The organism is Dyadobacter sp. HNCC25DJ183 (genome assembly GCF_056895175.1).
The window spans coordinates 484,224-508,564 of the sequence record NZ_JBXHAP010000001.1; the positions used below are offsets into that span (position 1 = coordinate 484,224).

A 24,341-nucleotide genomic window follows, 5' to 3' on the forward strand; every position below is an offset into this window, starting at 1 on the left:
TAGGTAATAGTTTGTAAAGGACGACAGCAACGGAAATTAACCATTGCGTGTCAAAACATGCAGGTGTTTTTTTCAATGATCAAAGGTCTTCACCTCTGCCGGACGAACCTGCCGGCGAGCTGGCGCGGGGATTACAATGATCGTAATAATCGTAGCGAGCACCAATGCAACTGCCATTAAAGTATAAGACGCATTGAAGTTTCCGGTGGCAGTATTCAGGTATCCTACCAGGTAGGAACCGGCAAATGAACCCAGCGCACCCAGACTATTAATCAGCCCGATTGCGCCCCCAGCTACATTTTTAGGCAGTATTTCAGCGATAGCCGCAAAGAAGGGGCCGTATGGCGTATACAATGCACCGCCCGCCGCGACAAGCAGCGCATAAGAGATCCAGAATTGGTCAGGGCCAAGCCAAACCGCGCCATACAAGCATACAGCCGCGATCAGCAAAAAAGGCCAGACGAAAATTTTCCTGTTACCGGTTTTATCAGAAAAATAAGAAGCAGCCAGCATTCCGATCACCGCAAAAAGGTACGGAACTGATGAAAGCCAGCCTGTATTTACCATATTCATATCCGGCGCAGCCTTGATAATCGACGGCAGCCACATCACGAAGCCATAAACGCCCACACTCCACAGCAGATACTGCAGGCAAAGCAGAATTACTTTTTTGGATTTAAATGCCTCCGCATAATTCTTTACCGGCTTAATGCCTGCCTGTTCCTCGCTCAGCCTCGCTTCCACGGCGAGCTTTTCCTCGGTAGTCAGCCAATCGGCATTGATTGGGCGCTCGTCAATAAGCTTCCACCAGATAAATGCCCACACAATGCCCGGAGCTCCCTGTAAAATAAACATCCACCGCCAGCCCATTGACTCGATCAGATAGCCTGACAGTACCGACATCCACAGTACCGTAACGGGGTTACCCAGGATCAGGAAAGTATTCGCACGCGAGCGTTCTTCTTTGGTAAACCACTGGCTCAGCAGGATCAGCATCGCGGGCATCACTGCACTTTCAACCACACCCAGCATAAACCGGATCACGATCAGCGTGTTTGTATCGGCGACCATTCCCGTAGCGGCCGCAAGTCCTCCCCAGAGTATCAGTGAAATGAAAATCAGCTTTTTAGCAGTGCGCGTTGCGGCGTAATGCGCGCCGGGTATTTGAAAAAAGAAATAACCCAGAAAGAACAGCGAGCTGAGCAAAGTCGATGTATTTGGCGTAATCCCCAGGTCCTCTGACATTCCGCCTGCTACCGCGAAACCAAAGTTGGCGCGATCGAGGTATGCAAGACTGTATGTTACAAAAACAACCGGGATAATGCGGAACCATCGACGTCTGGCTAACTGTGGCTTCATCTGGATTTGGGGTAAATGGTAAGGAAATGTTCTTCTTTAAAACCTGACAGGATGGAATTCTACCGTGCGGACAAACATCGAAGTATATTCCCGAATAAAGCAAATCTAATTATTTCCAGGAATCCTGCAATCGTCAGTAATATTTATAAATCAGGACAGCACAGGATGAGACAGCAGCATTAAATTACTGAATTGCAATAAAAATTATTGTTTTCGTCATAATGCAATCATAATACCTTCCATGTGCTACCTCCGCATTTGTCTCCCGATACTTCTGGCAGTATTCATTGCCTGTGGCTCTGATACCAGCGCACAAGCCCCTAATCCCGGCTTTTCGCCGAATCAGGGCGACCGGATCATTCTTTTAGGTAACACATTTGCTGACAGAATGAGGCACTACGGCTATTTTGAAACCGCTTTACAATTGCGCTTTCCTGGCAAAAACCTGTCGCTGAGGAATATGGGATGGAGCGCCGACGAAGTAGGCTTGCAGCCCCGCCCTCTGAACTTTCCGGGTTTTGGAGAAAAAACAAAGCGGCTGACAGAGGGCGAAAAAGAGGTAACATTTAAAGGTTTTACGCACGAAGGCGAGCCGATCGTCATGCCCGTCGGACTCAACTTTGCAGGATTAAACCAGGATTTATACGATCAGAAAGCGGATATGATCCTCCTCTGCTTCGGGATGAATGAAGCATTTAAAGGAGCAGCAGGAATTCCGCAGTTTGAAAAAGATTTTTTGACATTTATCAAAAATTTGCAAGCCAATCAATACAATGGAAAGTCTGCGCCGAAGCTCGTGCTGGTATCTCCCATTGCCCAGGAAAACCTAGGTATTCATTATCCTGACCCAACTAAGCACAACCAAAATCTGTTGCTCTATACCGAATCCATGAAGAAAATGGCTGCTTTGACGGGGCTGTTTTTTGTAGATCTTTATACCCCGTCTCTGGCGCGCATGCAGGAAAAGGGCAAGCCAAAGATCACGATCAACGGCATTCACCTGACCCGCGAGGGGTACCAGCTGGCAGCTGAATGGATGTCGCAATCGCTCGGTTTTGGAAAGGCAACTGACTTTAAGTCTGAGGCAAGCAGTCGGCTTACGGAAGTCATTAAAATGAAAGACGACCATTTCTTTTACCGCTGGCGGGCTGTAAATGGCGAATATATCTACGGTCGCCGACGCGAGCCTTTCGGTGTGATTGCATTTCCGCCGGAGCTCCGGAAGCTCAATCAAATGGCGGCTGCGCTTGACTCGGTGATCTGGGAGCTCGCGAAAGGGAACGGGAAGGATAATTACCAGAGAGCACTCGATATAATAGACAGGCGCGGAAAACCCGTTGATCCCATGCTTCAAACCGCAATCCCGATGACCGGGCGACAGGGGGAAGCAGCCAGGGCCGCCGCACACAAACACCATGAAGAAAGCTGGCCAGCAACAACCGAGAAGTTCAAGCTGCCGGCAGGTTACGAGATCAACCTGTTCGCTTCTGAAAAGGACTTTCCGATTGAAAAGCCGGTTGCCATGAACTTCGATGCAAAAGGGAGGCTCTGGGTAGCCACAATGCCCACTTACCCGCAGTACTTCCCGGGCGTTCCCGTGCACGACAAGATTGTGATACTGGAAGACACCGACGGCGATGGAAAGGCTGACAAGCATACCATTTTTGCCGATGACCTGTACCTTCCACTGGGTTTTGAATTTGCAAATGGCGGTGTATTCGTATCCCAGGAGCCCGATATCCTTTTCCTTAAAGACACAGATGGCGACGATAAGGCGGATGTGCGGGAAGTGGTACTGACGGGATTTGGCTCAGAAGACAGCCACCACGCCACCCACGCATTCACTTACGGACAAGACGGCGCGCTTTACTTCAATGAAGGCACTTTCCTGAACACGCAGGTAGAAACCCCGTACGGGCCGGTACGCTCCTATGCAGGCGCGACTTACCGTTTCGAACCCAGGACAGGGCGGCTGCAGCACTACATCTCCTATCCTTACTTCAATCCCTGGGGAAGTGTTTTTGACAAATGGGGCATGCACCTGATCGGCGATGCCTCTGACGGATCCAACTATTTTGCGCCTCCGATGACCGGAAAAGTTAACTATCCAGACAAGCACCCGCGCATTAATATGTTTACAGAAACACGCGTGCGGCCTACCGCCGGCATAGAGATTGTTTCCAGCCGCAACTTTCCGGAGGAGGTGCAGGGCGATTTTCTGGTCAATAATAACATTGGCTTCCAGGGTACCAAGCAGCACCGCATTGTACATGAAGGCTCGGGCATTGTAGGGAAGGAAGTAGAGCCGCTGCTGCAATCTGCCGATCCGAACTACCGCCCCATTGACCTTGAATTTGGCCCCGACGGTGCTTTATATGTTGTTGACTGGTACAATCCACTGATATCCCACGGAGAAAACCCGCCCCGTGATCCGGCGAGGGACAAATCGCACGGGCGCGTGTGGCGGATCAGCTACCACGACCGGCCTCTTTCAAAAGTGACTGACCTTTCCCAAATGCAAGTTCCGGAGCTGCTTGAAAACCTGAAAGCAACGGAAGACAGGCTGCGTTACAGAACGCGCATTCAGCTCAGAGCCAGGCAGGAAAATGAGGTGCTGCCGGAATTGAAAAAATGGCTTGCTGGCCTGGACAGCAAAGGCCGTGAGTATGAACATCACCTGCTAGAAGCATTGTGGCTGTACCAGGATTTTGATGTGGTTGATGAAAATCTGCTGAAAACGCTGCTGAATGCAAAAGAACCCAAGGCGCGTGCTGCTGCGACGAAGGTACTGCGTTTCTGGCATGCACGTGTTCCAGGTGCGGTTGGTTTGTTGAGACAGCGGATCAATGATGAATCAGCGCGGGTAAGACTGGAAGCGATCGTAGCCGCCAGCTTTTTTGAGAATGAGGAAGGTATATCTGCTGCATTCGATATACTCCGGCATCCAACCGACTACTATCTTGACTACGCCATTTCCGAGACTTTCCGCCATTTGAAGCCGGTGTGGTATGCAGCAATGCAGCGTTCCATGTTTCTTCCTCCCATTGAAAAATATTTACTCCCTTTCTTATCCGACAGCGAGTTGCTGGCATTGCCCAAAAATCATGGGGCGATTGTTGAGATAATAGGACGGGGATCAATACCGGAGGCAAAAAAGAAGCAGGCACTGCTGACCCTGGCAAAGGAGCTTGAATTGTCCGAAACGAGCACTTTGCTTTACGCGCTTAAACAGGAAAAACGTGCAGACAGACAGCAGGAGCTGATATTACGCGTTTTGAAAGCCGATAAGGCCGAGCTTGCCAGGAGCAAGCCGCAGTTTGAACGTTTCATCAAAGCAGATAGTAGCCTGTTCATCAAGCAGATGAGCTACGCGGTTATCATCACGGCGGAAGGATCGGACCAATCCATTCAAAAGTACATTGGCTCAGATAAGGATAATTATGTTAAAAGCATTTCCCTCTTGCAGGACAAGCCTCTGCAAGCCACATTTTTTGAAAAACTAAAAACACTCGCTCCGGAGCTTCCCGAAACCGCCTATCCTATCCTGATGGAAATGGTTATCGCGCAGCCTGCGAAAACACAGTCTGCCGAGCAGTTTGTGTCTTCACTAAAAAACCTCCCCGAAAACACCCTGAATTCGGAAGCTTTTGGCAGCGCATTGAATGCAGTGAAGACGATTGTGAGTCAATCTGCATTGTCCGAAAAACAGCATTTAATGCATTTCCTGGAAAGTTTGGGAACGATAGAAGTCATACTGACGGCTGTGGAAGCGAAAATGGCCTTTGATAAAACAGCCTTTGATGTTCCCGCTGGCCGGAAAGTTTCACTTGTGTTCAACAATCCGGATTTAATGCCTCATAATGTGGTGATTACAAAACCCGGAGCTGAACAGCATGTGGGAGAAGCTGCTGACGCGATGGCACAACTGAAAGATGGGTTTGAGAAGAACTTCGTGCCGGCTACTAATGATGTGCTTTTTGCCACACCTCTGGTCAATTCAGGAAAAAGCTTCCGGCTAAACTTCAAGGCCCCGGAACAACCCGGGGCTTATCCGTTTATCTGTTCATTTCCAGGACACTGGCGTGTGATGAAGGGCGTTATGCACGTTACCTCGCCAACCCGGTAAAGTTGTATTTTTAAAACAGTCCGAAGGAGCTGACGGAGCTTACCAGCTTATTGAGCTCGGGCTTTTCACTGATCTTTTTCGCTACGAATGCAGCTGCAAGTCCGCCAAGTACGTACCAGGCGACAGTTAGGATCTGCGTTTGAACGGTTCTGTTTACAGGCGCGTCGTTTAACCCCAGCGGCTTGGTCAATGTAAGTGCGCCTATACCGGCAGCAAAACCAAAACCTGCACCACGGAGGAGAATGTTTTCTTCTTTCCCGCTGCCCACCATACTATAATACGCGGCGTTGCTGAGCAAATCGCTGGCGAGTGTGAGACCGAACAGCTTTTTACCTTTTGGCGGATCGATGTTGATCGTTTTAAGGGATTTTGAGAGAGCCTCTTCCCCTACTTTGTTGATCCTCGGTGCTTTGTCGTAAAACTGTCTCGTCCCTTCGTGAAGCAGGTTCAATACAACGGCTCCTGCAAGCCCTGCTGCTATATTTTTTGTTGCGTCCATAAAACCACGGAATTTAGTTGTCAATGTGGTATGGTAAATATTATGCCAAATACTTATTTGAATGCGGCACCAAACAAAGAAAGGGCAGCTCATTTCTGAGCTGCCCTTTCTTTGTTTCATATTCTAAACTCCCAGGCTCCAGCCTTCGCGGTAGTTCCTTTTTACAAATTGGTTGACTTCGTCGAAGTTCGTAACCTTCATATTTTGGGCATCCCAAAGCATTTTCATGTTGCTGCCAGGGTACGTAAATCCTTTTCCATCCTCGCGCGCTTTTGGCATATCCGCACCACGAATGGCGAGATTGGCACCCAGTATCGCTTCGGTGAGAGGTCCGGCCAGCTCAAAGGGTGAGCTCAGCTCCATTTTGCCATAGCCGGCAATGCAGCCTTCAACCCACTGCGCATAGTGACCGTCGGCACTGCCGGGTACACGTGCAAATTTCTGTTTTACTTTCACTTCCTGCATCCGGCTAAGTGGCAGCAATCGTGGGTTGGCCGCATATTCGCTCGCCATCATCTTACCTTTTGAACCTACAAACAGGATCCCGCTGTTGCCATCACCGAACAATTCGTTAGGTCCCAGCTCTTCCGGACGCTCAGGCTTGATCCCGCCATCCATCCAGTGCATGGTTACCGGGCCTTTTGTTCTCGGCGTTTTAGGGAATGTCAAAGTTGCGTGGCTTGAAGGCGGACAGCTGTCAGGGAAAATACCCCTTTTACCAAAACCTGTGAACACACTTCCCACACTTGCCTGCATGTCGGTTGCATATTTGAGTCCAAGCACGCGGAAAGGAGCTTCCATCAGGTGGCAGCCCAGATCGCCCAATGCGCCGGTACCGTAATCCCACCAGCCGCGCCAGCTGCCCGGAATCAGTCCGTCAACATAGTCTTTATAAGGAGCGGTACCCAGCCATAAATCCCAGTTCAGTTCTTTGGGAACGGCGGGCTTGTCGCTCGGCCAGGGAATACCCTGTGGCCAGATCGGCCGGTTGGTCCAGATATAAACGGTATCCACATCCCCGATCACGCCGGCATCATACCATTCGTGCAGCTGTCTTACGCCGTCGCCGGATGAACCCTGGTTACCCATTTGTGTCACTACCTTGTATTTGGCAGCTGCTTCGGTGAGCTTCCTGGCTTCCCAGATATCGTGCGTCATTGGCTTCTGCACATACACGTGCTTGCCCATCTGCATGGCGGCCATCGCTACCACGGCGTGGGTATGGTCTGGCGTTGAAACCGAAACTGCGTCAAAGTTCTTTGACTCCTTTTCGAACATTTCACGCCAGTCTTTATAGTATTTGGCTTTGGGATAAGTTTGCACAGTTTCCGCAGCTCTCCTGTCGTCTACGTCACACAAATACCCGATGTTGGCTTTGCCGCTTTTGAAAAAGCTCGCAATGTCCGACCTGCCTTTTCCTCCCACACCAACTCCGGCAACCGTCAGCATATCGCTGGGTGCGCGGTAACCCTTGCCGAGCACGTGACGCGGTACGATCATAAAACCTGCTGCAGCCGTTGCTGAGGCTTTGATAAAATCCCTCCTCGACGACGCCGGACTGTCTTTCTGTGTATTCGTTTGGTCCATTTTTTGATTAAGGTTTTGCTTTTGAATATATAAAGGAAGAATAGGTTTAATTTAATGTAAGTAACCGCCGTTATTCTCAAAAAAGAAGCTGCACCTGCCCGTGCAGGATGCGCATTACCAATACGACATTTACCGACTTTGAGGCTATGATAGAACTGACAAAAGGTGACATTACGAAGATAAAAACGGACGCGATCGTCAACGCGGCTAACTCCTCACTGCTGGGTGGCGGCGGTGTAGACGGGGCTATTCACAGCGCAGGCGGCAAGGCGATCCTGGATGAATGCATTGCAATAAGGAATAAGCAGGGTGGCTGCAAAACCGGAGAGGCAGTGATTACAACGGGAGGAAAATTACCAGCCAGATATGTGATCCACACAGTGGGCCCGGTATGGAATGGAGGCGGCAAAAATGAGGAAGCACTGCTTGCTTCGGCTTACAGGAACAGCTTGCGTGTGGCCGTCGAGAACCAGGTTAAAACAATTGCTTTCCCCAACATCAGCACCGGCGTTTATGGTTTTCCCAAACAGCGCGCGGCAGAAATTGCTGTTCAAACCGTTCAGGAATTTTTAAAACAAACAGCCGACATTGAGCAGGTGATTTTTGTATGTTATGATGATGAAAACTTTGGCATTTACAAAAAACTCCTGTCTTAGCCGCCATAATTGTTGTTTAAAAATTTGAATTTTGCAGCCCAACTCACTGCAACAGCTTCTATGATCCCAGCTTCAAGTATCGACTTCCTGAAAAAGCTCAAAGACAACAATAACCGCGACTGGTTCAATGCCCACAAAGACGAATACCTGGAACAGCTCGCATACATTGAAGCATTTGCCGACGCCTTACTGGGCGAAATGAACAAGCATGATGTGATCGAGACCGTTTCGGGCAAGAAGAGTTTACAACGCATTTACCGCGATACGCGGTTTTCTCCGGATAAAACACCTTACAAGACCAATTGGAGCGGCGGATTTACCCGAGCAACAGCCCAGCGAAGGGGAGGCTATTACTTCCACATTGAACCGGGTAATACTTTCGTAGCAGGCGGGTTCTGGGCGCCGGAGCCCAGGGATATGAAGCTCATCCGCGATGATATCAGCTTTGATCCGGCACCAATCCGCAGAATTATTTCAAGCAAAGAATTTACAGATACATTCGGCTCACTGCGCGGTGAGCAGCTGAAAACGAAGCCAAAGGGTTTTGACCCGACAGATGAAGGGATCGACCTGCTGCGCTACAAACAATTTCTGTTGCAGCGGAAGTTCACCGACAAGGAAGTGCTCAGCCCGGATTTTGTTCAGCAGGCAAACCTCACATACATGCGAATGCGGCCGTTCTTCGACTATATGAGCGAGATACTGACCAGCAATGCAGATGGTTCTGTGGCAGATTAAGGAGGTATCATTTACTTTCTCAAATGGATTTCCCCTTCTTTCATCACCATTTTAACATTGAGTAAGGAAGTTTTGAAGTCCTTCTGGAGATCTCCCTCAAAGACCGCGATATCAGCAAATGCGCCTTCCTTGATCACTCCGATCTGGTCTTTCATTTCAAGCGCGTGAGCTGCATTGGCAGTGGCGGATTTCATTACATTTTCGGGAGAGATACCGAAATCATTATAGCCCCAGATCGTCTGCTTCGCCAGATCGCCGCGGGGCATCTGCATCTCAAAATAGGCGTCCGAACCTGCCACCATCAACACCCCCGATTTCTGGATCTGGGCCAGCCACTTGCGGTAAGATTCAAGATCGGCGCGTACATCTTCCAGCTTGTAAGGCATCCTTTGTACTTTGTAATACTGCTCAGCCACATTAATCGAATTGTACGTGGGCACGAGGTACACGCCCTTTTTGGCCATTAATTCCAGGGTAGCTTCCTTAAATCCATAACCATGTTCAATGCCGTCGACGCCCGCTTCGATTGCATTGTGCACCGCCCAGTCGCGGTCGCAATGGGCAGTTACTTTTACACGCTGTGCGTGGGCAGTTTCAACGATCGCTTTCATTTCTTCCAGTGTGAGCGTGAGCCGGTTTCCTATCGCCAGAATTTTGATCACGTCCACACCACGCCCAATATGTTCCAGAACAGCCTGCCGCGCCTGGTCCACGCCGGTAATCATGGATTGCTCCTGCCGCGAAACCCTGTCGAAATCTTTGAAAGGCAGTCCGTCGAGTTGACCGTCCATTGAACCGATGATCGGCCCGGAAACTAACATGCGCGGCCCTGCAATATAACCTTTGTTTATTGCCCTGCTCACTTCAAGGTCCAGGTACTGACCTGAATTCCCCAGGTCCCTAATGGTTGTAAAACCTGCATCCAGGTAACTTTTCGCAAAACCTGCCGCACGCAGCACGCGCTTTTCAGAAGAATTCATTACTGCGTCAACCGACAAAGCATCGGTAAGACCCTGGTTCGTGAGTATGTGGGTATGCGCATCGATCAGGCCAGGCGTGACGGTTGCATTGCTGTAATCCAGCACCTCTGTACCTTTTGGCACTTCCAGCTTCTCTCCGACTTTGATGATTGCCTTTCCTTTAATTAAGATCTGCCTGTTTTTAACGAATGCATTGGCATCCGAATCATACATCAGGCCGGCTTTGATGAGGTAGTGCCTTTCGGTTTGAGAAAACGAAACATGACCCGAAAGAATGAATATAAATGCGAATTGAACAACTAGGCCAAGTCTGGCAAATGGAATCATAAAATGGAGGTGAGTAAGTGATGAGTCTCTGTAAATGTTTCAACAGAAAGTTACATCCCGCCATTTCTACTCATTGTTACCTGATGGTCACATTCCCAAACTCAGCACTGATCAGCACATTGGCAAGGCGGTTTCCTGAGAAGAATGCCTCTTTGAAGTCGGGTGTGTTCTTCTTCCATTTGAATCCGTTCGGCAGTTTGATCGATGTGTAGGCACTGCTGATATTGTAGTCAAATTGCTGCCAGTTTTTCTGAACGAGCATTACTTCTGTTTTCTTCGAGCGTATTGCGAGGCTGGTAAGTCCGGCAGAGGGATGAATTTCAACGTTGCCAAACTGCGAATCGACTTTCAATGTACCTGCAACATCTGTGAGCACAACCTTCGTGTGATCGCTCGTAAGCGTGAAGCTGCCGGATAGCAGACTGCCTTTCAGCTCTCCGAAGCTGGTATTGAACTGGCCTTTGCCTTCAATGTCAGCCAATGTAGTATTGCAGAAATCTGCCTTGATTTGTAAGCCGCGGAGCAACCCTTTGAGCAAAATGGTACCGAATGTATTTTTAAGATCCACTTCGCAGGTTGCCGGCAGCTGGATTTTATAATGCGCTTTTACATTCGACTGCGGCTTCATTTCTCCATCTTTCAGCAATATATAATTGCGGAGAAAAAAGTCTTTTCCCGTACGTTCAGCCAGGTACTGGATTTTCGCCAGATCCCGCGCTGCCACAGCTCTGTCGGGGTGCCGCGCTGAAAGCTGCATTACAATGGAAATCTCGTTTTTATCCCACGTACTCACCTCTATATCCGCCTTTTCCGCATTGATATGCAGGACACGGACCGTAGATGCTGCTACATTCTTTTCAATGGTGCGCGTTGCTACCTGCAAAGTTCCCTGTCCGCGAAGCTGCACAGTGAGGCAGCATAGCAACGCGCAAACGGACGTTTTCAAAAGCAAATGCATTTGTTTCATGGGATTTGACTAGATCATTTTGGCCATTTCATTCAAAATAGCCGCTTTCTGTTTTTCAATGGTATTCAGCTGTTTCATCAATTCGGGCTCGGTATTATACTGCCCGATCGCTTCCTGTAACTGGCTGGACGCTGAATGCAGCGTTTCAAACTCTTCCCTAAGCCGCTTGTACCGGCCGCTGTTACACACCAGCGTTTCTGTTTCGCAGTAAGCTTTTAAAAGCTCGTAATGCTGGTCGGTACCCATTTCACCGCTTACCTGAAGTCGCGGGTCAAACTGTTCCTGCGCAAAATATACGTGCGTAACCCGCACTTCCCGCCAGACCAGCAGCCCGGAAATACCTGCAATCAAAATCGCCGCTGCATACTGCCAGCCCGCAAACCGGCCTCTACCGGGCGCCTTTCGCTCGATCGCGTCCCACACCATCGGAGCTGGGGTATATTCCGGTAGGCTCTGCAGTGACTTGCGTAGTGGTTCCTCGCCCAGCTTCTCCCCGATCGAGTCCCAGGTTTGCGGCGCCGGCGTGTAGCCGGGCAGCTTGGCAATCGCGTTCTTTAATGTATGCTGATTCTTGTCCATTTTTCCAATTCATGAAAGCATTCCGCGCAACTTCCTTTTCGCATGAAACAACTGTGATTTCGAGGTCCCTTCCGAGATACCAAGTGTTACGGCAATTTCGCGATGGGTGTACCCCTCTACTTCTGCCAAAACGAAAATCGTCCGGAATCCGTCAGGCAATGCCAGAATGGCCGTTTCCAGGTGAGATGCATTGATTTCCTGTTCTCCCCAATCAACCCCTCCCACTGCTACATCATCGATATTCTCCCAGATAACAATCCGCTTTTTCTTGGTCGAACGCCTGATTACGATCGTTTTGATCCAGGCTCCCAATGTGGACTCACCCCGAAACTGGTCGAGGTGTCGAAACACGTCCAGAAACGAATCCTGTATGACATCGTTTGCATCATCAAAATCACCCGTGATCCGGTAAGCGAGGGTGTACATGGCATTTTTGTAGCGGTCGTACAACCGTCGCTGCGCAATCCTGTCATGTAGAAGACACCCAGAAATCAATTCTGCCTCCGTGGTCATAGTCAATGTTGATTTGTAATAAAGAGGTACGCCGGTCGCTGAATGGTTGTATCAGATGGGAATAAATGAAAATAAAACGGGCGTACCCTGCATGAAAGCAAAGGTACGCCCGTTGTCCTTCCGCCTGTTGAAACAGACGGGTAGGGATTTTTTTAGGCTCCGCCTTTGAGACAGGCGGATGGGATTGTTGCTAATTTGCTACCAGCACTTTGTGCCGCATTTGTTCTGTGCCGTAGGTAGCGGTAAGAATGTACAGTCCCGGGGAAAGCTTTCCGCGCGCTCTTACTGCAAGCTTATTACCTGCCGTTTTCTCCGTGCTCACCGCTACATCACGGCCCAGGAGGTCGGTCAGTTTTACTTTGGGTTCCTGACCTGCGAATTCCAGGTTGATAACACCCGCATTTACCGGATTTGGATAAAGTACAAGCCCGTTACCAACATCCATTTTCACCGCATTGATCCTGGACAGGGCAAAGCTGCTGTCACGGTCTACCATTTTCAACCGGTACAGGTTTTCGCCTGCAACCGGGTTCTGATCTGTGAATGTATAGTTTGTAGTGATTTTACTTTCAGTCGCAGCTGTTACTTTCCCGATTGAAAGCCAGTTTTTTCCATCAAGACTGTGCTGAACAGCGAAGTGGTCGCTGTTTGATTCCTCGGAAGTCTGCCAGTTGAGCTCTACTGCATTCTCTTTTTTTGAGGCAGTAAAGCTTACGAGCTTCACCGGCAGCGGCGTCGCGTTATCCGCAGTGAGATAGTAGGAAGAAAGATCATTGGCTGTAAATGTAATCTTCCACAAATTCAGCATTGAATCCCATCTTACATCCTGATCCGCAGGATCAATGGAAGCTTGCATTGTTCTCGCGCCGCTTGTACCACCCGATTGAATGATACGCAGCTTCTTCTTGAAGTTTTCAGGATCGGCAGGATTTACCGGTAATTTTTCTGAACTCACCGCATTGAATGCATTGAACTCATCCTGGCTTACATATAATGTAACAGTAGCCTGACCTGCATTGGAGTTACCCGGCACAAATCGCCAGTGGCGTTGAACAAAAGGCTGACCTTCGCGCATGATCACCTCATCTTCAATCGTAACATAAGCCCGGAGAGGCGAATTGTTGTCCGACAGTCCGTTCCCTTTTACGGTACCGATCACGCGGCAATCGTCTGCCGTCAAATGGTAATCTACATTATTAGGTACAATTGCAGCCGCCTGCTCCCCATCGCGGGATAGTTTCAGGTCTTTGTAAAAACAGCCTTTGGTAGTTACATCGTCTTTCATGTAGATATTAACCGGCTTGTTTCCTGCATTACCATAAGCATTTCGCCAGTTTTTGTAAGCGTCGCAATCATTTGAGTAGCTGTCACGGTTGGTATAGCAGCCATCGCTGCTGATCAGATTCGACAATGTGAAGCTGTCGTTATTGGAAGGCTGAGGTGATGTTACCTGCTTGTTTTTAACCCAGTTGGCTGTCAGGTTCTTGATTGCATTCACTGCGTCAGGCGACTTCATTGCGTTTTCCAGGTAAAACAATGTCACGATCTGCGCGCCGTGTGTGTAGCTTTCCTCGGCAAGCCTTACTACGGAAGATGCGTCCGTCACGTAAGCTGCCTCATTCACGTACAGCCTGTTAGGCAGGTTGGAACGCAGCAGGTCGAGGGCAAAACGGTGGTCGTAGTAAATGTCGTCATTGATCTTGATCCCGTCGAGGTCTTTCCCGATTTCGTTAAAAGGAAGTGTACCGCGAGCACGCGCCAGCTTATCGTACACTGATCCGTGGTGCGTAATGACCTTGATGTTGGAATTAATGCCTTTTACTGTGTTTTTGAAAAGAACATTGGTTTCTTTCAATACGTGTGTGCGGTAGAGAAACCAGTCTGTCCCGTCAGCCTGGGTGAAAGTACTTCCCGACGGCTTTTTGGGATTAACCTCGTTAAATGAATTATAGCTTTTACCCCACGCTGCATTCAAAGCCGAGATTTCACCATATTTCCCGATCAGCCAGCTGCGGTAACCCTGTACCATAGGTGCAGAATAATCGGTCAATGCGTAAGCCATATCCAGCGGGTCTTCGTAATGGTATTTAGTCGATCCCATTTCAAATTCCCCTTCTCCCTGTCTTGTATATACGAGATTTACATAAAGCAGGTTTCCGTCATCCTGCAGGTATTTGTAGCGCTGGATTACCTCATTTGTAAAGCCTGTAATCCTGTCGCGGGTAGACTGTGCAACCAGCGACGTCATCACGAACTGCAGACTAATATTAGGCCGGATCGGACCTCCCCATTTCTGGAAAACGGCCTCTTCGCCGCTGTAATTGGCCACCACCATCCGTTCCTCTTTGCGCCAGCCGTCGCCGGTTGTAATACCGTAACGATCTGAGGCACTGTTGGTAACATCATCGCCGGTACTTACTGCAATATTGAGCGCAACCTTCATATTCAGCGAAAGCGCCAGTGCGATCTGATCGTCGTACTGCTTCCAGACGCTGTAACCACCTCCGTTTTCATCTTTCAGTATCCGGGAGATCTTGCCGTGGATCACGCCCCATTGTACCGTCATCGCCACTGCATTACAACCCACGCTTTTAGCTTGCCGGATTGCGTCCAGGGAAGGTTTGTCGTTTTCATTTACCAGCGAAACCGCAAAGTAACGGGGCTGGGCCGATAGTGTTAGTGAGGAAACTAAAAGAGAAGAAATACAATAAAGTCTTACAATACTTCTGTTGAAAAGTATCAGTTTTTTCATAGTACAGTTATTCCAAATTTTAGGTTGTGCTTTTTAAAGAGGCGTCTTACAACGATGTGGGGGTTCTGTCATATTCAAGCTTCACAATCCGATTAACGCGAGTAGTAATTTTACACATAAATGTAAATTAATTTCTACCAAACTTCGGTTAAGGTAAGTTTAAAAATGGTCACATTCTTTGAAAGTTTATCTATTTTATTGCCAATAGTGCAATAAAAATGGGAAATGTGTAGTGTAGATTCTACACAAACTACAACCAGGCTGGTTATTTTCAATCATGAAAGAGCGAAGCCGAAGGTCGCTGAATGCGGCATTTCACCGGCGTTGTTCCGGCGATTTGGGAAGTAATCGGATAGACGAAAAGGTGGCTTTTCAGTAGCGTACCAGGTCGGGGTTAACCTGGATTATGCGGCAGAGTTTTTCTACATCCCGCACGGAATAAAGCCGCGGGAGTTCATGCCCGTTGAGGAAGAGCGCGGGTGTGGCACTAATCCCGGCCAGCTCGATCCAACCCAGGTGCAATGCAAGCTGATGGTCCGCTGAATGGTCGGAAGGAATGGTATTAATGGACTTTAACCACCTGCTTTTACCTAAAAACCTGAGCAGGAACCACTTTTCGAGCAAGCCCGGAATTTCAGCCTCAGGCACGTTTAACAGCTTTTTTACGATCATACCCGATTCGTCGTCGGGCGCCGGAGAAGCAGAGAATACAAACTGAACCCGCACATCGGTCGTTACAGCAATCAGCTCGCGGATTTGTGCCTGCACCTGCGCGCAGACTTCACACAATGGGTTTGTTACCACAGTAAGCACATTGGTTGCGTGCGGGTTACCCAGCTTCCCTACTTTCATTTGTTCAAAAAAAGCGGGAATGTATTTGTCTTTGCCAAAAAGCGCCTGCACATAGTTCATGTCGAATTTGAGCTGCTCTATCGTTTTTTCAATGGCCGGAAGCCGGAGTGAAGCGATCAGGCCTTTCTTGATCATCCACCAGAATAACATCAGGATCGGCACAACGATCAAGAAAACGGGTAATACGTTGGAGACAAGCAGCAGAGAACGCTCGCTTGTGTAATGGTACCCCACCCAAAACTCTGCCCAAAGCACCAGCTGTACTGCGAGGCACAGCAGGCACCAGCGACGAGCCACAAACGCCTGATAGTAAAGTGAGTAGAATGTATAAGGGATAGTAATCATATTGACCAGGATCAGCCAGGCGAGCAGCTCGGGCACATTCTTCGAAAGCAGCGAAAAAACCATCATGCTGAGTGTAGCAAGAAAATAGATCAGCCCGATCTCAGACCAGTTGACACCTAAAAACCGCCCCGCAGCCGATTCAAGCAGGCTTCTGCAATTAAAATGCTGACTATTTTGGCAAATGCGCCTCAGGAAACTATGGGAAGAATCGAGATTGTACCAGACCAGGATCAGACTCATGGCCAAGCCCAGGCATTTGAGCACAAGCAGCTCAAAAAATGGTGCTTTCACCTCCACAGCCAGGTGGCCGGGAGAATAAAAGAGGGTCCCGCAAAGCGAAACTGCCGCCGCCATTGCGAATGCTACCATCCGGAACTGGTCCTGCCTTTCAATCCTTTTCTTTTTGTCGAATTCGGGATCCCCGGCTCCCTCGCAGTATTCCGACATCAGAACTACCCCGGTCCATTTTTTACCAAAATCTTCAACCGGCTCTCTTCTGATCCCCTCGCCTGTATGCAGCCACTCCACCTGTCCTTCACTCACGGAGCGGACTGTCGCCATGATACCACCGTCTACATTCAGCATCAGCAGCGCGGGTACGGGCATGGTACTGAGCATGTCCGTACTTAGCTTGGCGGTCATGTGCGGCACATTGAGCTCGTCGAGAACGTCACTTACTGCGGTAAGACCTGGAAAATCGGGGTGATGCCACAGCTTTTCTCGTACTGTTGCGGAAGTAACCCTTACTTTGTTCATTTGGAGAAGCGCATCCACCGCACGGTAGACGTTTTCTTCGGTCGCATTGAGCTTCATAACGGTTAAACGGTGGTGAATAGCAATGACATTTGTCATTAATTTCAAAATAAAAAAATGCGCGACGGTACCGAAAATAAATTCGTCCAATGCTGCATTAACTTCGACAAATGCCTATATTATTGCGATAAATTTTAAGCCTTCCAGACTTTCAGCGCCATTATGATCTCTTCTCCAAGGTTACGCTGCATGATTGTAGACGATGAGCTCGTCGCGCGTGACCTGATCCAGAAATATGTGAGCAAAACACCCGACCTGGAACTTGTATCTGTTTGCAGCACAGCCACTGAGGCGTTGTTCCAGATCCGCGCGCTGCAACCGGAACTGATCTTCCTGGACATTGAAATGCCTGGTATTACGGGCTTCGAATTACTGAAATTGCTACCCGCTGTCCGCCCGGCTGTGGTCATGATCACCGCGGACCCGTCGTATGCTTTGGAGGGTTACGAACAGCAGGTGACTGACTATCTGATGAAGCCTGTTTCTTTCGAACGTTTTTCAAAAGCGGTAAATAAAGCACTTCAAAACCGGCCGGCTGTCACAGTTGCAGCGCCAGTTGAAAGTCCAAAAGAATGGCAGCCAGCGGAGCAACAGGTCGCAGAGGCGCTGAATGCAGCCAAACCGCAGTCGGACTTCCTCTTATTGAAGGAGAACAAAAAGCTGATCAGGGTGAGGCCGGAAGAAATCCATTTTATTGAGGGAATGAAAGATTACCTGAAACTCTACTGGTCGGATCGCGTATCGGTCATTCACATGAAAATGTCGACGATCGAAGACATACTTTCCAAACAGCTGTTCCTGCGCGTCAACAGGTCTTATATCATTAACAAAGACGCCATTCATGAGATCGAGGGCAATGAGATTACGACCCGCAATGGAAAGAAAGTACCTATTGGAGTGACTTACCGCACCGACGTAATGAGCGCCCTTCTGAAAAACAAGATCTGAAATGATAGCGAGGGACAAGATTACCCGGTTTTCTCTTCACTTCCTGACCTGGCTGATAACCTGGGCAGTACTTCGTTACTCTTCAATTCCGTCACTTACAAAGGATAATCTGGCGGTTGTTTGGCACGCGAGTACTGCGATTTTAATCCAGTCCTTGATCGTATTTTACCTGCTCGGCTACATTGTTTTTCCCAAGTTTTTATATCAGAAGAAAGTAATAGAGCTGATTCTTTGCCTCGCAGCCTTATTTCAGCTCATCTATATCAGCAATTTCTACGAATTCGAGTATCTTGTTTCTATCAGCAATGGCTATGTGGACGGAAAGCCGTTGTATGTCGCAAGACTATGGAATGATTTCCTGAAAGTAAATGGATGGACTGCTTGGGTAACTGACTTCAAATTAGCCTACATCAACTATGCTTGGAGCCTGTTCTTCGTGACTCCTATCCTGGCAATGAAGATAATGCGGGATACGATCAGCATTCGTACGCAAAATTTGCGCCTGGAACGCGACAGACTGCAGCTTGAAAAGAATAATCTGGACTTGCAAAGTCAGAGTTTGGAATTGCAGCGCGATAACCTCAATCTGGAACTCAGCTTTCTCAAATCACAGATTAACCCTCACTTCCTGTTTAATACGCTGAATGCAGTGTATGCGAAAACAGCCGATCTTGATGAGGACGCGGCAGAGCTGGTGCTACGTCTCTCCAATCTCATGAGATATAGCCTTTATGAATCGAACCGTGATAAGGTAGTACTAGCAAAGGAAATCGACTATATTGAAAGTTATATTGAGTTAGAGAAAGCCCGTTTTGGCGAAAAGGCGAAGATATATTACCAGTTGGATGGCGATCCCGACAGATGTATGATCGCGCCATTGCTACTCATATCACTTGTTGAAAATGCCTTTAAACATGGAGTGAGCAAAACACTGGAATGTGCTTTTGTGAACATTACCATCATGCTGGAAAATTCTACGCTTTATTTTTCTGTCGAGAATAGTACACCTCCCAGTCCGACATCGGCGCCCTCCATTCCGAAACCGGATGAAATAGGAGGATTTGGTCTTAAAAACACGACAAAACGACTAAATCTGCTTTATCCGGATCGCCACACCTTTACCGTAAGCAGGACTTCCGAAACATTCCATACCTATCTTCGGATCGACCTCGCTTTTGCGGCCGTTGCGCAAGTTCAGCCTGTCCTGTAATTTGTCGCCCTTCTTGCTTCATTCGTCGAAATAATAGCCCCATCGGTCTAAATAATTATTTCACGGCTTCTCATTTGAATATTTTCACCATCAGAATTCACACAGCATCGAATTTCTAACCAAAAACAGCCATGAAAACGAAAACAAAACATGAACAACAACTACAAGTTAAAAAAGAGCGTCTAGTAAATCTTACTCCGACAAAACAGAATGGCCGCATTACTGACATGGAAACAACTTTGCAAAGTACCTATGTGTGCCTCAATATGTAATTCAATCTATTAGCCAAAAACATTATGTCAAATGATGGATCACCTGGGTTTTTATATGATCCGCAGGCCTGTCAAGTCAGTTGACCACCTATTCCATATTCATCAACAACTAGCAGCGAGACCGCTTGAAATGCTTTTAAAAGAGTATTATGAGCGGGATCAGCTGTCACGAGAGGCGATCCTGGTCGCCTCTCCTTATTTATTTGAAAGAATGATGCGCTGGCTGCGCGGTGAGCAGGTCAGTGAGAAAAAGCAGCTCTTATCTACACTATACAAATACCTGGTCCGGAGTACGTCGCGCTGCACGCCCTTCGGACTTTTTTCATGTTGTACCACCGGAGAGATCGAGCGTGCCAACAGGCTGGGTTTGTCGGATAACGTACTTACAAAGCACGTTACACCTGACACGGAGGTACTTTCGGCATTGAGCGCAAAGCTGCTTCAAATACCCGAAATCCGTGCCCAGCTCCGGTTTTCTACTAATACTTCCCTTTTCGACGCGGGCAACAAATACCATTATGTAGAGCTGCTCAGTAATGGAAACCAGAGTAAATACTTCATTAGCGGACTTGAAAAATCGGAGGCATTGTCGCTGGTACTGGAAGCCTGCCGCGACGGTGCTTATGTGAGGGACCTCGCGTTGTTGCTGATGTCCAAAGGAAATGACCCGCATGAGGCGCTTCGTTTTGTGGAGTTGCTGATTGAAAACCAGATTATAGTTTCTGACACCAATCTTACCATTTCAGGCCCTGGCTACCTGCCTTACATTATTTCCGTACTGGAAAAGCTGGACGATACCGGTGATTTGCTACTGTCGCTTCAAGCCATTCAATGCGCGTTGCAGAACCCGGAAGACCTCCTGGCAACCAATGAAAAACTTACTGCCGAACTGGTAAGATTAGCGCTTCCGCTTCAAAAGCCGGCTGTCATGAAAGTTGATACTTTCTTTCATACGGATCACAACCAGTTAAGTGACAAGCTTATAAGCGAAATTGGCGCGAGCGTTGAGAAACTGATGGTGCTCAACCAGTCCAGGCTGCCCGGCGATCTGCTGCATTTTAAGAAAAGACTTATTGAGCGCTACGGCGGAGAAGAGGTTTCCCTCGCGGAAGCATTGGACGAAGAAGTTGGTGTGGGATACGGTGCAAAATGCGGCGGGGCCAGCTCACCTATGATCGAGGATCTTGACCTGCCGGCCAATGAACCCGCATCCGCGCAATCTGAGATCTGGTGGCAGCAATTTTTAGCCGGCAAGTACTTCAATGCAGTGCAGGCAGGAGAAAACGAGATTAGGCTGACAGAAGAAGACCTCCTGTTCATCGCTAATAACCGCTCTGGCGAGCCACGGGCCAGGAAAGCTGGCAGCTTTTTTCTGTTTGGAAACTTGCTCGCTGCCTCAAACCAGACGCTTGACCAGGGTAATTATAAGTTCAACTTACTCGCTTGCCAGGGACCATCTGCTGTGAATATGATGAGCCGGTTTGCGCAGGGTATTGACGGGCTCGACGAAAAGCTGCGACACTGCGCGCGGGCTGAACAACAAATGCACCCGGAAGTGCTCTTTGCCGAAATCATCCATCATCCTGATAGCAAGGCCGGTAACATCGTAAACAGACCTGCGCTTTATAAGTATGAAATCCCCTATCTGGGACAGGCGAGCGTAAGTGAAGCTTTCAGGATCCGTGTTGACGACCTGATGGTTTCCGTGGTAAACAATGAGATTATCCTTCGGTCGAAACGTTTGAACAAACGGGTAATCCCGCGCCTATCAAACATGCACAATCACCGGAAAGGGTTACCCGTTTACCGCTTCCTTTCCGATCTTCAGGAGCAGGATGCTAATCTCAACCTGATTTGGGATTGGGGATTTCTGGCCAAACAGCCGCATTTACCGAGGATTAGCTTTGATAACATTATTGTCGCTCGCGAAAGCTGGGTGCTGCAAACCAATGCATTTGCCTCAGGAAATATGCAGGCACTTCAACAGCAGCTACTGCAATTGAAGCTACCGGGCCGATTTGTGGTGGCGTCCGGCGATAATGAACTGCTGATAGATACCTCGCTGCCCGATTCCATTCAATTGCTTGCCGATATTTGTAAAAAAAGTGAGACTGTGAGGCTAATGGAATTTCTCGGTGAGCCTGGGCAATGCATTCTTTCAAATGGCAGTGAAAAGTTCGTATCGGAGCTTGTGATTCCCTTTATTGACCGAAGCGTCGCTCCTGTTCGTGGCGTGTCGGTGGTTGAGAATGATAATGTTCCTACCAACCACATTCTGGGAGATGAATGGCTATATCTAAAACTCTATACACACGACAAATCAAACGAATCGCCGCTGATCAGCCAGCTGTATCATACCGTGGGCAAGATGCTCCGGGCTGAAACGATTGAGTCGTTTTTCTTCGTGAGATACCGGGATCCTGATCCGCATCTTCGCCTGCGCTTCAAGGGAAATCCGGCCGATCAGTTTCACATCAAGGTCATCAGGATCATCAGAAAGGCGCTTGAACCCTTTATCAAGTCGGGCGTTGTTTATAACATTCAAACCGACCTTTACCAAAGGGAAATTACCCGGTACGGTAGGCAAAACATGGAACTCTGCGAGCAGTTTTTTCACCTGGATTCGCTGGATACCATGCGGTTCCTGGCCAGCAGGACCTGTGAAGAGCACGAGCGTTTTTTGTTTGCTGTGAAAAAAACCGACCTGATTCTTACCCGGGCAGGACTGTCATTGAAACAGAAGCATACATTGCTGGAAAAGCTTAAAGATGGTTTTTTTCAGGAATTCAAAGGAGACACTGCATTGCGTAAGAAGTTGAACGTCAGATTTCAACAAAGCAAAACAGAGATACACCAGACGCTTTTGCTAGCCGAGTTTGATGTATGTCCGGAACAGCAGCAGATTCTGACAAAGCTGGCATCAGCGGACGAGCTGCAAAAAGAGTCACTTCTTGCGAGCCTGATCCATATGAGTATCAACCGCATTTTCGCAAGTCAGCAAAGAACTTACGAGCTGATCCTGTACCATTGCTTGCTTAAATATTACGACGCCCAAATTGCGATCAGCAAACCAGTTGCAAACCGAAATATTTCAATCGGATCGCATTGAGCAAGAGCTAACGCATCTGCAGGAGCTGCGGACGCAACTTCAAGCATTTTTGACTTCTTCAACCGACAAACCTGTAAGCTCGCGGATGAGGTCTTCATGCAGTCCCTTCGCCTTCATTTTCCTGGCGGTTTCAAGTTTTGCTAAAAGGATCCCCTCCTCTATTCCCTTCCTTTCACCCTCATTCAAAAGGGACTCCGTAGTTGCGTACCAATCTCTTTGTTGTTTCAAACTTGCATCATATGCCATCTTTTCTTCTTTGGTTAAGTTACTGACCTCAGCGATCTCAAACAGTTTTTCAAAAACAGGCTTACGTAAAAACAATGGTAATTTATCCAATTCATTCATATGTTTCAATAAGAACAGCCAATTATCCATGGAAGAGCAAAGTTGTTCCTCCTCCTTATTAAACCTGGGGATTTCGACGTATACAAAACCCAGCTTGTTATAAAATATTTCCCCTGACGGATATCGCAAACTGATCCTGTGAATGAAGTCATGATCGGATGCATCATCAAAGCAGAAATCCATAATCCCGATCAGGTAAACTGGTTTCAAGAGATAATTCCATTTGCTCAAGCTGACCGGAACCTGGTCCCTGATCAGCGAAGAAACGTAATAAAGGCACCTATCTTTGAAGTAGTCCTGGCGGATACGCTGCATTTCTATAATAAACTGTTCTCCATCAATTCCTTTACACAGCAGGTCAAAGATCACTTTACGGTCGCCGGGAAGCGTTCCATTCTGCTCGGTTTTGTCGTAAGTCAAATCAGTAATAACCCGCTCGCCAGCCAACAGCGCATTCAGGAAATCAATAAGCAGATCCTTGTTCGGCTCGGAACCAAAAATCCTTTTGAAACCAAAATCGGTAAACGGGTCAATAAATCGGCCGGGTCTCGGTGTATGCATCGTCATAGTGTGGTAAGTGCTTGCACAAAATTGCATATTTTGCCACTCGCCGCTCCTGGTTAAAAGCAGGTTGGCGCTAATACTTAGCAGATGGCTGCACGCGATGTGCAAAAGGCAGGTATCAATAATCATAGCGAACGGGTGATTGACGCATTTTACCCCCAGCTTTGTCATGATCAGCACCCACTGATTTCGCTGAGTTCTGCCAACTTTGTAACATCATCAATCACAAAAGAACAAAGACATGGAAACGCAAGCTCAGAAAGTAACGGTATCAACAACAATCAATGCACCTGTCTCAAAAGTCTGGACCTACTTCAACTCGCCGGAACATGTAACACAATGGTGCTTCGCGTCAGATGACTGGCATGCGCCCAAATCCGAAAATGATCTTCGAGTAGGCGGATCCTTTATGACTACCATGGCAGCGAAAGACGGCAGTTTCAGCTTCGACTTCGGTGGGGTGTACACACAGGTTGAAAATGAAAAGCTGCTTGATTATGATCTGGCAGACGGCCGAAATGTCAAGGTAATGTTTGAAAGTGCGGGCGACAATACGACAGTGACAGAGGTTTTTGATGCCGAAGGTGAAAATTCCGTAGAAATGCAGCAGCAAGGCTGGCAGGCTATCCTGGACAACTTCAGGAAGCACGTCGAAGCCAATTAGCAAATATCCACTTCCGGAGAAAAGCTCCTTCCTGCTCAGGATGGAGCTTTTTATTGATTTTGGGCGTACCGAATAAGGTTATAATATCTCTCTCGAAAATTTTTCAGAAAATAACGTCGTCGCATTTGCTTATTCC

17 protein-coding genes are annotated in these 24,341 nt (G+C 48.2%); 7 read left to right on the forward strand and 10 right to left on the reverse strand.

Features of this window, described 5'->3' with window-relative positions; all coding sequences use genetic code 11:
* Window positions 1-72 precede the first annotated feature (72 nt).
* Window positions 73-1,359, reverse strand: coding sequence for an MFS transporter (locus AC1XTG_RS02030; RefSeq protein ID WP_484840809.1), 1,287 nt, complete (start codon window positions 1,357-1,359; stop codon window positions 73-75).
* Between the two features lie 241 nt (window positions 1,360-1,600).
* Between AC1XTG_RS02030 and AC1XTG_RS02035 the strand changes: the two genes are divergently transcribed.
* A complete protein-coding gene (locus AC1XTG_RS02035; RefSeq protein WP_484840810.1) occupies window positions 1,601-5,485 on the forward strand; it encodes a PVC-type heme-binding CxxCH protein in 3,885 nt (1,294 codons plus the stop codon).
* A 10-nt stretch (window positions 5,486-5,495) separates the two neighbouring features.
* On the opposite strand, the gene AC1XTG_RS02040 is transcribed toward AC1XTG_RS02035, so the two are convergent.
* Complete coding sequence (locus AC1XTG_RS02040) at window positions 5,496-5,984, reverse strand: hypothetical protein (RefSeq protein ID WP_200942793.1); 489 nt, start codon at window positions 5,982-5,984, stop codon at window positions 5,496-5,498.
* A 123-nt stretch (window positions 5,985-6,107) separates the two neighbouring features.
* Complete coding sequence (locus AC1XTG_RS02045; protein ID WP_056287499.1) at window positions 6,108-7,571, reverse strand: Gfo/Idh/MocA family protein; 1,464 nt, start codon at window positions 7,569-7,571, stop codon at window positions 6,108-6,110.
* A 107-nt stretch (window positions 7,572-7,678) separates the two neighbouring features.
* Between AC1XTG_RS02045 and AC1XTG_RS02050 the strand changes: the two genes are divergently transcribed.
* Window positions 7,679-8,227, forward strand: coding sequence for an O-acetyl-ADP-ribose deacetylase (locus AC1XTG_RS02050; RefSeq protein ID WP_484840811.1), 549 nt, complete (start codon window positions 7,679-7,681; stop codon window positions 8,225-8,227).
* A gap of 60 nt (window positions 8,228-8,287) precedes the next feature.
* Complete coding sequence (locus tag AC1XTG_RS02055) at window positions 8,288-8,965, forward strand: DUF2461 domain-containing protein (protein ID WP_484840812.1); 678 nt, start codon at window positions 8,288-8,290, stop codon at window positions 8,963-8,965.
* Window positions 8,966-8,976: 11 nt separating this feature from the next.
* On the opposite strand, the gene AC1XTG_RS02060 is transcribed toward AC1XTG_RS02055, so the two are convergent.
* From AC1XTG_RS02060 to AC1XTG_RS02085, 6 genes are all read right to left on the reverse strand, one after another.
* Window positions 8,977-10,272: an amidohydrolase family protein gene (locus AC1XTG_RS02060; RefSeq protein ID WP_484840813.1), complete on the reverse strand. Its 1,296-nt coding sequence runs from the start codon at window positions 10,270-10,272 to the stop codon at window positions 8,977-8,979.
* A 76-nt stretch (window positions 10,273-10,348) separates the two neighbouring features.
* The gene (locus tag AC1XTG_RS02065) at window positions 10,349-11,239 is read right to left on the reverse strand and encodes a DUF4097 family beta strand repeat-containing protein (protein ID WP_056287494.1); all 891 of its coding nucleotides are present in this window, start codon (window positions 11,237-11,239) and stop codon (window positions 10,349-10,351) included.
* A gap of 9 nt (window positions 11,240-11,248) precedes the next feature.
* Entirely contained in the window at window positions 11,249-11,818 is a 570-nt protein-coding gene (locus AC1XTG_RS02070) for a hypothetical protein (protein ID WP_056287492.1), read from the reverse strand.
* Window positions 11,819-11,827: 9 nt separating this feature from the next.
* The gene (locus tag AC1XTG_RS02075; RefSeq protein WP_056287490.1) at window positions 11,828-12,331 is read right to left on the reverse strand and encodes an RNA polymerase sigma factor; all 504 of its coding nucleotides are present in this window, start codon (window positions 12,329-12,331) and stop codon (window positions 11,828-11,830) included.
* 190 nt (window positions 12,332-12,521) lie between these two features.
* Window positions 12,522-15,083: a T9SS type A sorting domain-containing protein gene (locus tag AC1XTG_RS02080; RefSeq protein WP_484840814.1), complete on the reverse strand. Its 2,562-nt coding sequence runs from the start codon at window positions 15,081-15,083 to the stop codon at window positions 12,522-12,524.
* 372 nt (window positions 15,084-15,455) lie between these two features.
* Window positions 15,456-17,132 (reverse strand): vitamin K epoxide reductase family protein, encoded by a 1,677-nt coding sequence (locus AC1XTG_RS02085; RefSeq protein ID WP_484840815.1) that lies wholly within the window; start codon window positions 17,130-17,132, stop codon window positions 15,456-15,458.
* Between the two features lie 150 nt (window positions 17,133-17,282).
* On the opposite strand from AC1XTG_RS02085, the gene AC1XTG_RS02090 reads away from it, so the two are divergent.
* From AC1XTG_RS02090 to AC1XTG_RS02100, 3 genes are all read left to right on the forward strand, one after another.
* On the forward strand, window positions 17,283-18,041 hold the full coding sequence (locus tag AC1XTG_RS02090) for a LytR/AlgR family response regulator transcription factor (RefSeq protein WP_229238681.1): 759 nt from the start codon (window positions 17,283-17,285) through the stop codon (window positions 18,039-18,041).
* 1 nt (window position 18,042) lies between these two features.
* Window positions 18,043-19,251, forward strand: a complete 1,209-nt coding sequence (locus tag AC1XTG_RS02095) for a sensor histidine kinase (RefSeq protein ID WP_484840816.1) — start codon at window positions 18,043-18,045, stop codon at window positions 19,249-19,251.
* Between the two features lie 303 nt (window positions 19,252-19,554).
* A complete protein-coding gene (locus AC1XTG_RS02100; RefSeq protein ID WP_484840817.1) occupies window positions 19,555-22,632 on the forward strand; it encodes a lantibiotic dehydratase in 3,078 nt (1,025 codons plus the stop codon).
* A gap of 39 nt (window positions 22,633-22,671) precedes the next feature.
* Here the strand turns inward: AC1XTG_RS02100 and AC1XTG_RS02105 are convergent, their stop codons facing one another.
* Window positions 22,672-23,538 (reverse strand): Rpn family recombination-promoting nuclease/putative transposase, encoded by an 867-nt coding sequence (locus AC1XTG_RS02105; protein ID WP_056288570.1) that lies wholly within the window; start codon window positions 23,536-23,538, stop codon window positions 22,672-22,674.
* A gap of 244 nt (window positions 23,539-23,782) precedes the next feature.
* Here AC1XTG_RS02105 and AC1XTG_RS02110 point away from each other — a divergent pair, with 244 nt between their 5' ends.
* The gene (locus AC1XTG_RS02110) at window positions 23,783-24,205 is read left to right on the forward strand and encodes an SRPBCC family protein (RefSeq protein WP_484840818.1); all 423 of its coding nucleotides are present in this window, start codon (window positions 23,783-23,785) and stop codon (window positions 24,203-24,205) included.
* The last annotated feature ends 136 nt before the right edge of the window (window positions 24,206-24,341 follow it).

Excerpts from the sequence above, each read along its gene's own strand:
- AC1XTG_RS02030 (WP_484840809.1), bottom strand. The coding sequence starts at position 1,359 with ATGAAGCCACAGTTAGCCAGACGTCGATGGTTCCGCATTATCCCGGTT.
- AC1XTG_RS02035 (WP_484840810.1), top strand. The coding sequence starts at position 1,601 with ATGTGCTACCTCCGCATTTGTCTCCCGATACTTCTGGCAGTATTCATT.
- AC1XTG_RS02040 (WP_200942793.1), bottom strand. The coding sequence starts at position 5,984 with ATGGACGCAACAAAAAATATAGCAGCAGGGCTTGCAGGAGCCGTTGTA.
- AC1XTG_RS02045 (WP_056287499.1), bottom strand. The coding sequence starts at position 7,571 with ATGGACCAAACGAATACACAGAAAGACAGTCCGGCGTCGTCGAGGAGG.
- AC1XTG_RS02050 (WP_484840811.1), top strand. The coding sequence starts at position 7,679 with ATGCGCATTACCAATACGACATTTACCGACTTTGAGGCTATGATAGAA.
- AC1XTG_RS02055 (WP_484840812.1), top strand. The coding sequence starts at position 8,288 with ATGATCCCAGCTTCAAGTATCGACTTCCTGAAAAAGCTCAAAGACAAC.
- AC1XTG_RS02060 (WP_484840813.1), bottom strand. The coding sequence starts at position 10,272 with ATGATTCCATTTGCCAGACTTGGCCTAGTTGTTCAATTCGCATTTATA.
- AC1XTG_RS02065 (WP_056287494.1), bottom strand. The coding sequence starts at position 11,239 with ATGAAACAAATGCATTTGCTTTTGAAAACGTCCGTTTGCGCGTTGCTA.
- AC1XTG_RS02070 (WP_056287492.1), bottom strand. The coding sequence starts at position 11,818 with ATGGACAAGAATCAGCATACATTAAAGAACGCGATTGCCAAGCTGCCC.
- AC1XTG_RS02075 (WP_056287490.1), bottom strand. The coding sequence starts at position 12,331 with ATGACCACGGAGGCAGAATTGATTTCTGGGTGTCTTCTACATGACAGG.
- AC1XTG_RS02080 (WP_484840814.1), bottom strand. The coding sequence starts at position 15,083 with ATGAAAAAACTGATACTTTTCAACAGAAGTATTGTAAGACTTTATTGT.
- AC1XTG_RS02085 (WP_484840815.1), bottom strand. The coding sequence starts at position 17,132 with ATGACAAATGTCATTGCTATTCACCACCGTTTAACCGTTATGAAGCTC.
- AC1XTG_RS02090 (WP_229238681.1), top strand. The coding sequence starts at position 17,283 with ATGATTGTAGACGATGAGCTCGTCGCGCGTGACCTGATCCAGAAATAT.
- AC1XTG_RS02095 (WP_484840816.1), top strand. The coding sequence starts at position 18,043 with ATGATAGCGAGGGACAAGATTACCCGGTTTTCTCTTCACTTCCTGACC.
- AC1XTG_RS02100 (WP_484840817.1), top strand. The coding sequence starts at position 19,555 with ATGATGGATCACCTGGGTTTTTATATGATCCGCAGGCCTGTCAAGTCA.
- AC1XTG_RS02105 (WP_056288570.1), bottom strand. The coding sequence starts at position 23,538 with ATGCATACACCGAGACCCGGCCGATTTATTGACCCGTTTACCGATTTT.
- AC1XTG_RS02110 (WP_484840818.1), top strand. The coding sequence starts at position 23,783 with ATGGAAACGCAAGCTCAGAAAGTAACGGTATCAACAACAATCAATGCA.